This is a genomic window from Daejeonella sp. (assembly GCF_049655485.1).
In the GTDB taxonomy this organism is placed as follows: domain Bacteria; phylum Bacteroidota; class Bacteroidia; order Sphingobacteriales; family Sphingobacteriaceae; genus Daejeonella.
The window spans coordinates 1-11,867 of record NZ_JBASJU010000055.1; the positions used below are offsets into that span (position 1 = coordinate 1).

Genomic DNA, 11,867 nt, shown 5'->3' on the forward strand with positions numbered 1-11,867 from the left:
AGAGCAGTTATGTACCTCTACGATATCCTTCAGGCTTAAAGACATTCCCCCTATCCAGGTTGCAAAACGGCTCGCTGAACTGGGAATTTTTGTATGGGCCGGAGGGTTTTATGCTGTCGGGCTTATGAGGGCTCTTGGATTAAGCGAAAGTGGCGGCATGGTGCGGATTGGGCTCGCTCCATACAATACAAAAGAAGAAATTGAGAGGACGCTGAAAGCCATAGCAGAAATTGCTGCAAGTGAGCGAAATAAAAATTAAGCCTCCTGTATACTTTATTCCTCTTTCTTAAAGTTGTATACTTTTGAATTAATTTAATATTAGTTCCCGGACTGGTATGGGAATTGATTGCAATGAAGTATTAAAACCATCCGGCGGCATGCCGTAAAAAAATATAATGAGCAAAGTATTTACGATAACTAATGGGCTGGAAAATCTTGGGGCCTTCCGTACTGGGGGGCAGGGATCTGTCTATAAAGGTAGACGAACCGGCGAGATTATTACAGCAGTTAAACTTTTGCCCACTCCTATTCTCGAAGAGAATATCGAGAATAAGAATTTTCGCGATTTCCGGAATGAAGTCGAGAAATTAAAAAAAGTAAATGAGAATCCAAGTCCCAATGTTGTAAAAATATTGAGTTCCGGGCTCACGGATAGCGGATCTTTTCCCTTCATAGAAATGGAGTATATAGAAGGTCACGATTTGGAGGAATTATTAAAGCCTCCATACGATCCGGTTTTCAAATTAAAAGAAGTTATTAAAGTTACAGAACAGCTTGCAAATGCACTGTCGCATTGTCACTCGGTAAATGTAAAACATGGCGATATTAAAAGCAATAATGTAAAATATAATGCCTTTACCGGGAACTATGTTCTTTTGGATTTTGGATTAGCCATTATGTCGGATGAACAGCGTAGAACCAGCCTCCGCCAGGCTGGAGCTATAGAATTCATGGCACCCGAGCAGTATGAAGGACTGATGCTTTTGGAGTCAGACATCTACAGTTATGGGGTGGTACTTTACGAGTTACTTGCCGGCCAGGTTCCTTTCCCTCTAACCGACAATGGAGAAACCGCACGGAATAATGTCAGGATTTCCCATATGGAAACTCCTATACCCGATGTATTAACCCTTAGAAAGAAAAACCTTCCAGTCGCCTGGACCGAGGAAGAGCAACGCAGGGAAATGCATATCCCTCAGTGGCTGTTAACCTTACTTTACAAGTGCCTGGAAAAACGCCCTGAAAACAGATTCAGTAATGGAGTGGCTGTACACGATTTCATTGTTCAAAACTGTATTTCGCAGGCCCATATTAATGAATCCAATAAGACAAATCGCGATGAGGAGTTTCAGCATCTACTTGCAAAAAAAGACCTTGAAATTATTTCTTTAAAGGAACAGATTAAAAAATTAAGTAATAACAACCGGCCACGTATAAAAATTCCTGCTCCTCAATTTTTTGTCACGCTAATTCTATTAGGCGGACTAGTATTATTTGCAGGTTATAATTTTTTAGCGACAGCACCTTCGGCCGCCATTTCTGAAAACGTTGAATATGCAAGCGTTTCAACGTCAGAAAGTTCAAAAATCTCCCGTAAAATCGAAAAGGCTTTCCCTCCCATTATCACTTTAAACATCGATAGTATTAAACAGGAGGAAATGAGAAGGCGGGATTTAGCGGAATTAAACAGAAGATTAGAAGAACAAAAACAGAGGGAATTGCCCCGGAGAAAGCGTGGATTTCTCAACTTCCTTTTCAGATAATAAATAATTACATTTGGATAGGTACACAATTATTAGTTCCTTATTCTAATCATAGGGCACAATATTTGCTGTTTAATTAAAAATTCTATAAACTAAAAACTACATTATGCATAAAAAATTGCCCCTATTTGTCGCTGTAAGCGGTATCCTGCTCTCTGCATGCGGGAATAACGTTACAAATTCTACATCCACTACAGATTCTTTATCAACCGACTCTATGTATGCTGCGGTTGAAACTAAAGCTCCAAATTCAGCTACCAAGTCGGCTTTCCCGGGTCAAACAAGAATCTCTGGGGTTAAAACTACTACTGAGTTTGAGTCGAAGGTTTTAAACTCCGACCTGAAAAGTCCCTGGGGAATTGTTAGTCTTCCAAACGGTAAATTTCTTATAACTGAAAAAGCCGGTACCATGAAAATTGTTTCTCAGGACGGCACGCTTAGTTCAACCGTAACGGGAATTCCAAAAGTGGATGCAGAAGGACAAGGCGGGCTTTTAGGTGTTACAATTGATCCTGCATTTGATCAAAACCGCATGGTTTATTGGGCGTTCGCCGAGCCAGTTTCAGGAGGAAATCTTACAAGTCTTGCTAAAGGAAAACTTTCTGCAGATGAAAAAAGCATAGAAAATGCGGTAGTAATTTATAGAGCTACCCCGGCTTACGACGGGAAGCTACACTATGGAGGACGGGTTGTTTTTGATAAACAAGGAAATTTGCTTTTGAGCACAGGCGAGCGTTCCGATATGGAAACACGGGTTCAGGCGCAAGACCCTAAGTCAGGTTTAGGAAAAGTGATCAGGCTTACAACAGATGGTAAGGCAGCAGCCGGCAACCCTTCTATAGATCCAGCTCGTCCTGAAATCTATTCTTACGGACATAGAAATGTTCAAGGAATGGCGATTCATCCAGTAACGGGCGACCTTTGGGAAGCAGAATTTGGACCGCGTGGTGGTGATGAAATAAATCTTATACAAGCCGGAAAAAATTATGGATGGCCGACAATTACATATGGTATAGAATATAGCGGTGCCACAATTGGTGAAGGCATCACACAAAAAGCCGGCCTTGAGCAGCCTGTTTACTATTGGGATCCTTCCATCTCCCCAAGCGGAATTACTTTTTATACCGGTACAAATATTCCGGAATGGGAGAACAATCTGTTTGTAGGCGCATTAAGCGGAATGCATATCGCAAGACTTGTTATTGAAAACAATAAAGTGACTGGCGAAGAAAGACTTCTTTCCGGAGAGAATCAACGATTCAGAGCAATAGCTCAGGGAAATGACGGTGCTTTATATGCTGTTACAGATCAGGGAAGATTATATCGGATAGGAAAGAAATAAAGCTCAATAATACTACATTTCAAAAGCGAAATTCGTAAAACGGATTTCGCTTTTTTGTTTAATCCGTTTTACCTTTTTATAAATCAATAAACCGATACGAGTTATTATTTTCTTTTATCAACCTCTAAGGGAACGAAAACTGCATTTATCTTATGCTAAAAAGTCGGGAATGGTCGGAAATATATGATCAACATTGGTTCAGCTTAAGGGCGTAGTTTAATACCCAGACTTATATATTTTTTAAGCGTGGGCGCTGACGAAAAACTTCTGGCACTTCCGGTTTGACGCAAGATCTTCTGTTGATTACCAGATAGAATTGCTAGAATGGTCATTTCCTTAATAGCCCTTTAAAAGTCTGCAATCTTGAAAGACCACGAAAAGTAGAGATCCAAAGATTATGTACGCTATCCTGAAAAATCCTTTGCGCCTGCGACTGCACCAGTCCATCTTCTATATCGTAATTCTTAAAATTATAGCGCTGCGCAAATGTTGCTTGGCCGTAATGAAGGATTGCAGCAATGACACTTATCTTTAAAATAATCTTTTGAAATAATCTAAGCATTCGGGTCAGACATTTTACTGCGGTCAGGCAACACTAATTTACCGATTATTGCTAATATGCAAATCTAAGCGAAGATACGAAGCTGAAGGCTTAGGACTGACTCCTTCAATGTGCGAAAATCACCATTCTACTCCACCCTCAAGGGGGATTCGTATTCAAGATTTTTTAGAGTAAATATGCCGGATTGATTAACTTACGCTCAACAAACTAAATGGAGATGGAAAAGATTTATATGGGCGACACCGGCCTGAAGGTTTCACCTGCGGTATACGGATTTTACAGATGGGAAGAAGTTAATGATCCCCGCAACACGCTGAAGAGAATCGTCAGCCTTTGTCTGGATTTAGGGATAAACACCTTCGACCATGCAGACAGTTATGGCGGCTATCAGTGTGAAGAATTATTTGGTGAACTGATATCCGAAAAAGCTTTCAAGCGTGAAGATGTAGTGCTTTTCACGAAGTGCGGATTAAGGGTCCCTAACTCTCAATTTCCTGATATCAGGACCAGACACTATAACACTTCCGCATCCCATATCACCAAAAGTGTAGAAGCCTCCCTTAAAAAGTTAAAGACTGATTATATTGATATATTTCTTCTGGATAAGATTGATCCCATTTCTAACCTGGAAGAAACTGCCATTACGCTGGAGAAATTAGCCGACTCTGGCAAAATTAAAAATATTGGGATAGCGAATTTCTCTGTATTTCAGCATCAGCTTTTGAGTGCATATTTGAGAAAGCCGATTGTTACTAACCATATTGAGTTCAATCTTCTAAAAACTCAGGCACTTGATAACGGGCAGCTGGACTACATCAAACAGAAGTATATGCAAGTTCTGGCCTCCGCTCCCCTGGCCGAAGGGACAATAGCAAGCGGCACCGGAATTCAGGCTACAGCCGTTAGGGAAAAGCTGGAAGACCTAAGTTCAAAATATAATGCTGACATCGAAGCTTTGGCAGTGGCCTGGCTGGTTAAGCTCGGTGCCATACCCCTGATAGGTACTACTAATGAACAGCGGATCAAAAATATCGCAAGTAGTTTCACGATAGACCTGGATCACCAGGATTGGTATGAGCTTTATAATGTGTCGGCGGTATTTCAGAGTGTGAAGAGTTGAGAGTGGAGAGTGGAAAGTTGGGAGTGGAAAGTTGAAAGCAATATTGAAAGACTTTTCTTCGCCCGATCACGACATCTTAATTGAGGATTATGGTTTCGAAACTTTGTCTTTAAACTTCGTTTTGGAGCACAGCCCGATTTCCATTCATTCGGATGAACACGGCTATAAACAGGTTCTGGCCAAAACACTTGTTATCAACGAAGGACTGTTTTCAAAGCAATCGGGCACACTTGCATTTCCTACGGTGAAGGTTACACAGAATGGTTCTCAGATCCTGCTTTCCTGTACTTGTCCGGAAGAAGAAACCCGGCTTTGCGAACATCAGTCTGAAGTACTTCTTGCTATTCTTAAAAACAAGGACCTGCTCTTGTTCTTTGATGAAAAGCTCCGGTTAGAGAAATTAAAGAGATTTGCCGCGGACTATGGACTGGAAAACGAATCAGATCTGGAAAGCTTTTTTGAGATCGGATATCAGCAGAAGAAACTCATCATCAAACCGAAGCTTCCGGGATTGCTCCCTGCCAATAAGGAAGGGCTGAACATCTTAAAGGATCTTTTGGTAAGAGAAACAGCGGACGAAGCCCCGCATTTGTCCGAAGAGGAAACGCTTACTGGCGTCATTTTCAAGCAGCATAAATATTATAAAAACCTGCTGGTAGAAATCTTTCAAGCAAAGCTTACGAAAGACGGCAAAATTAAGAATCCGCTTAGTTTTATATCACCTCGGGACGTGATCTGGGCTTCGGAAGACCATCAGGAGCTGAAGTTTTTTACCGGGGTCGGTGCATTTCAGAATGTATTGGAAAACAAACCCGACGCGAAAGATATCAAGGCTTTGCAGGCTATTATAAATAATCCTTTATCCTACTCATTCTATTTTCACAATAGCGAAGTTTCGGAAAAATTGACTGCGGCGTCCCTTGTGCCGGTTTCAGTAAAGACACTTTCGAACAAAATAGTTTTGAGGGTATCCCGCAAGGAGCAGTTTTATGAACTATCATTAAGTATTCAAATAGGCGAACGCGAAATTGAACTGAAGGAGTTGGATATAAAGTTCAGCTATTTCCTGTTGTTAAATAATGAGATGTTCCTTGTCGATAATTTGCAGCTGCTCGCGCTCATTGATCTTCTCAAGAAAAAAGCCGAAAACTTGCTAGTGCATGCATCGCAATACAAAGAATTTAAAAGGCAGTTGCTGGAAAAGCTGGAAGAAAAAATTTCAATAGACTACCAATACATCAAACCCGCTACACCAGAGCAGCTCGAACAATACGAGACCGAACACTCCATTGAGAAGATCATCTATCTTTCAGATTTTGGCAGCCAGGTAATGATACTTCCCGTAATGCGATACGGTGAAGCAGAAATCCAGGTTTGCTCCCAGCGCCAGGTATACCAGCTGGACCGAAAGGGAAATGAATTCATGATCTACCGTGACTATCACGAGGAGATTACCTTCACGGCACTGCTTATAAAACAGCATCCTTTTTTTGAAGAACAGCTCACAAACGGTCTGCAGTATTTCTATCTCCACAAAAAACGATTCCTGGAAGAAGAATGGTTTCTTAATGCATTTGAAGAATGGGAAAGGAACGACATCACCATCTTAGGATTCAATGAGATAAGCGGCAATAAGCTTAACCCGAACAAAGCGAAGATCACTATCCATGTAATTAGCGGAATCAACTGGTTCAATACGGTGATTAATGTTCGTTTCGGTAAAAAGAAGGCGGCGCTGAAGAACATTCATCGGGCTATACGGAATAAAACAAAATTTGTCAGACTCGACGATGGAACCGAGGGCATTTTGCCCGAAGAATGGTTAGAAAAATTCACCAATTACTTTAATGCAGGAGAGGTAGTGGATGATGAAACAATCCAGACCCCCAAATCAAATTTCTCGGCAATTGAAAAGTATTATGAAGAGAAGTTATGGAGCGAAGAAGTAAAGAATGAGATTAGCCTGTATAGGAAAAAAGTCGGCGATTTTGATCAGATCAATCCGGTTGAAATCCCCGAGGGTTTGAAAGCAAGTCTCCGGCCGTATCAAAAGAAGGGGCTGGACTGGCTAAACTTCCTGGACGACTTTAATTTCGGTGGCTGCCTGGCAGATGATATGGGTTTGGGGAAATCACTTCAGATCATCGCATTTATTTTATCGCAACGGAAGAAGGTGGAAAAGAATGTGAACCTGCTGATCGTACCCACTTCACTGGTGTTTAACTGGAAGGCCGAAGTCGCAAAGTTTGCACCATCTATACGAATCAAAACAGTTTATGGGCCTGATAGAAAAAAGGGGGCAGCTGACTGGGATAAACATGAGATTATTCTCACAACCTACGGAACACTTTTATCAGACATCACTCTGTTTAAATCATATAAATTCAATTATATTTTCGCTGACGAATCCCAAAACATTAAGAACCCGGAATCCCAGCGTTATAAAGCCATACGCACGTTAAGTTCAAGGAACAAAATAACGATCACCGGCACTCCTATTGAAAACAATACCTTCGATCTGTACGGGCAGCTTTCTTTCGCATGCCCGGGCTTACTGGGTAGCAAGCAGTACTTCCGCGACATTTACTCCACGCCTATCGATCGCTTTAAAGATAACCGCAGGGCGATGGAACTCCAGCACATCATCAAACCTTTCATATTGCGACGGACGAAACAGCAGGTTGTTGCGGAACTTCCGGATAAGACAGAAATGGTATTGTATTGCACGATGAAAGCGGAGCAGCAGAAAATATACGATGCTTATGAGAAAGAATTCCGTGAGTTTATATCCGCAACCGACAATGAGGAACTGAAGAAAAGCCCGATGAATGTCCTGAAAGGCTTAACGATCCTGCGACAGATCTGCGATTCGCCCTTATTGCTATCCGACAGAAAACTTACCGGTGAATCCTCAGCAAAGATCGATACCCTCATTGAACAGATTGAAAACAAACGATCCGACCATAAAATATTGGTCTTTTCACAATTTGTAGGCATGCTGGACCTGATTAAGAAAGAATTGATTGATCGGGAAATCAGCTTCAGCTATCTTACCGGCAAAACCACCAAGCGTGAGGAGGTGATAAACGAATTCCAGGACAATCCTGATATCCGGGTTTTTCTTATCAGCCTGAAAGCTGGAGGTACAGGACTTAATTTAACTGCAGCAGATTATGTCTATTTAGTTGATCCCTGGTGGAATCCAGCCGTGGAAAACCAGGCTATCGACCGTTGCCACCGTATCGGACAAGACAAGCATATCGTTGCGGTACGGCTGATATGCGAGGGGACCGTTGAAGAGAAAATATTAAAATTACAGGAATCTAAACGGGCTTTGATGAAGGATCTGATCAAGCCAGATGGGGCCTTTGTGAAGTCGTTTTCTAAAGAGGAATTGTTAAGAATATTAGGCGCGTAAAGAATAAAAATTTCTAGCTCTTATCCGACGTTTTAATGTAATCGGGATCAGGGGTTTGATGCCATTTTCTATATTTGAATATGTTCCAGGAAGTAGATAAACATATCACCCGATGCGCGCCCTTTAGTTTGCCCGAACTGGAAAAGTTCCACTCAAAGCTTAAACCCAAAACCTTCAAAAAGAAAACCCTCCTTTTACAGCAGGGCGAGGTTTGCAAATTTGAAGCATATATCGTAAAAGGCTGTGTAAAAAAGTATTATATAGATGCCGATGGAGAGGAAGTCATCCTCCAATTTGCTGTTGAAGACTGGTGGATTAGTGATATCGGCAGCTTCTCTGAACAAAAACCTTCCAATCTTTTTATTGAAACAATGGAGGATACAGATGTGCTGATGATCGACTTCGAGAGCAAGGAGCAACTTTTTAAAGAAGTACCAACTCTGGAACGGGTTTTCAGAGTCATGATTCAAAGAGCCTATTCGGTACTTGAAAACCGCTTTTACGCCACAGTTGCCCGCCCCGCGGAAGAACGCTATCTGGAATTCCTTGAGAAGTACCCCACTATCCCGCAAAGGGTACCACAGCAACAGATCGCGTCGTACCTGGGCATCACACCGGAATCATTGAGCCGGATCAAATCGAAACTTTTAAAGAAAGATTAAGTTCTTATCCTACATCAAGAGCCAGGTTTGTCGAACTCCGTAAATTTGTACCATTGTACAGGAAACACAATACAAAATGGAAAATAGAATATTAGGCCTTCACCATATCACAGCGATAGCTGGTGAAGCAAAACTGAACTATAATTTTTATACTAATGTTTTGGGCTTGCGCCTGGTTAAAAAAACAGTGAATTTCGACGACCCATACACCTACCATTTCTACTTTGGTGATAAGGTAGGTACGCCCGGTTCAATCCTAACTTTCTTTCCCTGGGAAGGGATGCAGTCCGGCCGTCGCGGAACGCGCCAGGTCACCGAAATAGGATATTCCGTTCCACAAAACAGCCTTGGATTCTGGCTGGAACGCTTCGAGAAACATAATGTGATTTATAACAAGGTTTCCGAGAAGTTCAGCGAGCAATATTTAACCTTCCTTGATCCGGATGGTTTGAAGTTTGAACTCATTACTTCGAAGAATGAAGATACCAGGCTTCCATGGGAAACTGATTCCGTTACGGCGGAACATGCTTTGAAAGGATTCCACAATGTAAGTATCACTACAAATAAAATGGAAGGTACTGCTAAGGTGCTGACCGATATTTTTGGTTATAAACTTCAGGAAAGCCATGTAAACAGGCACCGTTTTGTAACGGATGCTGTGAGCACAGCAAATATTGTCGACCTGGTAGAAGCACCCGGCGAGAGTGTTGGTCACGTCGCCGCTGGTTCGGTGCATCACGTGGCCTTCAGAGTAAAGGATGAGCAAGCTTTGATGGAGTTCAGGGATAAAGTAATCGCTGCTGGTTTACAAATCACAGAAAAGATAGATCGAAACTATTTCTATTCTTTGTATTTCCGGGAACCTGGAGGGGTTTTATTCGAGATAGCAACAGACAATCCTGGGTTTTCCATTGATGAATCGGTAGAGGAACTGGGTAGCGGATTGAAACTACCTGCTCAATATGAAAGCCATAGAGAAGATATCAGTAAACGTTTAGCTGTATTAGATTAAGAGATGTATACGCACACCAAAGATATTTTAGCAGGCGGGCTTGCGCTTGACCAAGCGAAAAAGGCGATAATCATGATTCATGGACGAGGCGCTAACGCGCAAAGCATTATGAGCCTGCAGAGTCATCTTGACTTGACTGATGCTGCGATACTGGCTCCTCAGGCTACAAACCATAGCTGGTACCCTTACAGTTTCCTCGTGCCGGCAGATCAAAACCAGCCGTCTTTGGATTCTGCGCTACAGGTGATTGATGATTTGGTGAAAGAAATCGTGTCAGGGGGGATTCCTCTAAATAAGATTTATTTCCTTGGTTTTTCCCAGGGAGCGTGCCTTGCACTGGAATATGCAACGCGTAATGCTGCTGAGTATGGAGGCGTAGTCGCATTCACCGGGGGATTAATTGGAGAGGAATTGAATCCCGGCAATTATAAAGGCGACTTCTCAAACACTCCGGTTCTTATCACCACGGGGAACCCCGACCCGCATGTTCCGCTGAGCCGGGTGAAAGAAAGTGTGAAGATCATAGAGCAGCTTCATGCAAAAGTTACTTTGAAGGTTTATAATGGCAGGGCACATACCATTCAGCCGGAAGAACTCAAACTTACCAATGAACTGGTATTGAGCTAATCAATTATGGAGGAATTCAACATTACACGAATCTATACCGACTTAAAGGGCGAGTCAAATTTCGAAGAAATAACTATACCCCTGCACCCCGGGGGAACTATTGGTTATCTTTCTGAAAACTTCAAAGTTCAGAACCTGATTTTTAGAAAAGTCGTTCCATCATACGACTATGATTTCCACAATGCGCCTGCAAAGCAGTTTATTATACTACTGGATGGGAGAATTGAGATAGAAACTTCGCTGGGAGAAAAACGAACCTTTGGTGCCGGCGAAATTCTTCAGGTTGAGGACATCACAGGCAAAGGGCACCGGACCCGAAATTTGGAACATATAGAACGGAAATCGTTGTTTTTGACCTACGACTAAACGGAGGCTTGGATATTGTCAGCAAAACTCAGAAGATCAGCTTTTGAACTGATCGTTTTCTTCCTGAAATGATCGAGGTGGAAGTTCTCTAATTTTTGCAGAAGATGATAAAGTGCCAACTTCTCGGATTCCGTTAAATTTCCAGTGATCATCTTTCCAACCTGGTTCATATCCACGAATATATCGAAAAGCACTTCCCTGCCTAAAGGTGTAATAGCCACATTTTTACTACGCTTGTCCTTTAGATCATCTGCCTGACTCATAAGTCCCCCTGCTATAAGCCGTCTAATCACCTCAGTACCCGACGTTTTCTCCTGTAAATTATTGCTGATAAGCTCGCTTTTACTCAGGTGATCATGGGTCAATAGAATCGACAAAGCGGTAAATTCTTCTGCACTTTGGATCGCTGTGCCATCCAGGGCTTTCTTAATATAAGACTTCGCATAACGACTCATATATACAAATAATCTTCCGATGCTGTTATCCAGCTGGTACGCTAAATCCTGGGCTGGAGCTTCATTTTTTCCAAATCGTACATCCTCGCTTAATGCCGTGATCTCTTCCTCAGCGATGTTATTTGATAGAAATCCTGAAAATTCTGCAAGAGAGATTTCTTTACCGGGATTCTCATTCTCCTGCCTTTCTACCAGACTGATGAGTTCGTGAATTAGTTGGTACGATTTCATAACCAAATTTTAATTGTTGAAATATAGATCATGCGTACTGTTTTAAATCAGGACTCCGCAGCTTAAATTATGAATAGGCCTGCTTATATTTTAACCTCAGGTCGCCTGTAGGTTTTATACTTTTAAATGCTCCCAGTAAGCGGATGAGTACGATTTTATATGCAGGCAATTTTGGAGATGTGATTGACAGCTTTTTTGAGATTTCATCTCCTAATAAATATTTCATTAGTCCTTTGATATCCTCCGCTGTTGCTTTGCTTTCGTTAACCGAAAGTATATGAGCGATCAGTGCAAGTGTCAGCTCCTTTC

The 11,867-nt window shown here is 41.9% G+C and carries 12 protein-coding genes; 9 read left to right on the forward strand and 3 right to left on the reverse strand.

All coding sequences use genetic code 11. The features are described from left to right. The 3 genes from WBJ10_RS02350 to WBJ10_RS02360 all read left to right on the forward strand — a co-directional run. The coding region (locus WBJ10_RS02350) for an aminotransferase class V-fold PLP-dependent enzyme (protein ID WP_424287944.1) at positions 1-259 on the forward strand (259 nt) is incomplete at its 5' end. 136 nt (positions 260-395) lie between these two features. Continuing rightward, the gene (locus WBJ10_RS02355) at positions 396-1,763 is read left to right on the forward strand and encodes a serine/threonine-protein kinase (protein ID WP_424287945.1); all 1,368 of its coding nucleotides are present in this window, start codon (positions 396-398) and stop codon (positions 1,761-1,763) included. 106 nt (positions 1,764-1,869) lie between these two features. Next, entirely contained in the window at positions 1,870-3,105 is a 1,236-nt protein-coding gene (locus tag WBJ10_RS02360) for a PQQ-dependent sugar dehydrogenase (protein ID WP_424287946.1), read from the forward strand. 328 nt (positions 3,106-3,433) lie between these two features. Here the strand turns inward: WBJ10_RS02360 and WBJ10_RS02365 are convergent, their stop codons facing one another. Beyond that, positions 3,434-3,667 carry a hypothetical protein gene (locus WBJ10_RS02365; RefSeq protein ID WP_424287947.1) on the reverse strand — a complete coding sequence of 78 codons (234 nt, stop codon included), beginning with the start codon at positions 3,665-3,667 and terminating at the stop codon, positions 3,434-3,436. A 217-nt stretch (positions 3,668-3,884) separates the two neighbouring features. Here WBJ10_RS02365 and WBJ10_RS02370 point away from each other — a divergent pair, with 217 nt between their 5' ends. From WBJ10_RS02370 to WBJ10_RS02395, 6 genes are all read left to right on the forward strand, one after another. Continuing rightward, positions 3,885-4,787 carry an aldo/keto reductase gene (locus tag WBJ10_RS02370; protein WP_424287948.1) on the forward strand — a complete coding sequence of 301 codons (903 nt, stop codon included), beginning with the start codon at positions 3,885-3,887 and terminating at the stop codon, positions 4,785-4,787. Between the two features lie 31 nt (positions 4,788-4,818). Continuing rightward, on the forward strand, positions 4,819-8,205 hold the full coding sequence (locus tag WBJ10_RS02375; protein WP_424287949.1) for a DEAD/DEAH box helicase: 3,387 nt from the start codon (positions 4,819-4,821) through the stop codon (positions 8,203-8,205). Positions 8,206-8,285: 80 nt separating this feature from the next. Then, complete coding sequence (locus WBJ10_RS02380; RefSeq protein WP_424287950.1) at positions 8,286-8,867, forward strand: Crp/Fnr family transcriptional regulator; 582 nt, start codon at positions 8,286-8,288, stop codon at positions 8,865-8,867. A 76-nt stretch (positions 8,868-8,943) separates the two neighbouring features. Then, entirely contained in the window at positions 8,944-9,879 is a 936-nt protein-coding gene (locus WBJ10_RS02385; protein WP_424287951.1) for a ring-cleaving dioxygenase, read from the forward strand. Between the two features lie 3 nt (positions 9,880-9,882). Continuing rightward, positions 9,883-10,506, forward strand: a complete 624-nt coding sequence (locus tag WBJ10_RS02390) for an alpha/beta hydrolase (protein WP_424287952.1) — start codon at positions 9,883-9,885, stop codon at positions 10,504-10,506. Between the two features lie 6 nt (positions 10,507-10,512). After that, a complete protein-coding gene (locus WBJ10_RS02395) occupies positions 10,513-10,872 on the forward strand; it encodes a hypothetical protein (protein WP_424287953.1) in 360 nt (119 codons plus the stop codon). Here the strand turns inward: WBJ10_RS02395 and WBJ10_RS02400 are convergent. Next, the gene (locus tag WBJ10_RS02400) at positions 10,869-11,558 is read right to left on the reverse strand and encodes a MarR family winged helix-turn-helix transcriptional regulator (protein ID WP_424287954.1); all 690 of its coding nucleotides are present in this window, start codon (positions 11,556-11,558) and stop codon (positions 10,869-10,871) included. The genes WBJ10_RS02395 and WBJ10_RS02400 overlap by 4 nt on opposite strands. 67 nt (positions 11,559-11,625) lie before the next feature. Continuing rightward, a partial coding sequence (locus WBJ10_RS02405; RefSeq protein ID WP_424287955.1) for a hypothetical protein occupies positions 11,626-11,867 on the reverse strand: 242 nt, incomplete at its 5' end.